This is a genomic window from Planococcus maritimus, assembly GCF_001592825.1.
GTDB lineage: Bacteria > Bacillota > Bacilli > Bacillales_A > Planococcaceae > Planococcus > Planococcus maritimus_C.
Genome location: NZ_LTZG01000015.1, coordinates 1 through 441, shown reverse-complemented (window position 1 = coordinate 441; position 441 = coordinate 1). Strand labels below are relative to the sequence as shown.

The following is a 441-nucleotide window of genomic DNA, read 5'->3' as shown; positions in this document are numbered from 1 at the left end:
GACTACTCGGGCATCTAATCCTGTTTGCTACCCGAACTGTCGTCCCTCATCGTCAAGTATTCTGTAGTTAGCTGCTTTCGCTTTCGGCGTTCCTTCCGATATCAACGCATTTCACCGCTCCACCGGAAATTCCACTAACCCCCAGATACTTCCAGACTTGCAGTATCCACTCCCTTTCTACGATTGAGTCGTAGGATTTGAAAACAGACTTACAATTCAGACTACAGCCACTTTACGCCCAGTAATTCCGGACAACGCTTGAGACCTACGTATTACCGAGGCTGCTGGCACGTAGTTAGCCGTCTCTTATTCTTGACATACCGTCATTCGTCTTCTGCCAAAAAAGAAGTTTACACACCGTAATGCTTCATCCTTCACGCGAAATTGCTGCATCAGACTTTCGTCCATTGTGCAATATTCCCCACTGCAGCCACCCGTAGG

At 47.8% G+C, this 441-nt stretch carries 1 rRNA gene; it reads right to left on the bottom strand.

The features are described 5' to 3' along the window. Window positions 1-441 (bottom strand): 16S ribosomal RNA (locus tag AY633_RS10395); the annotation flags it as partial.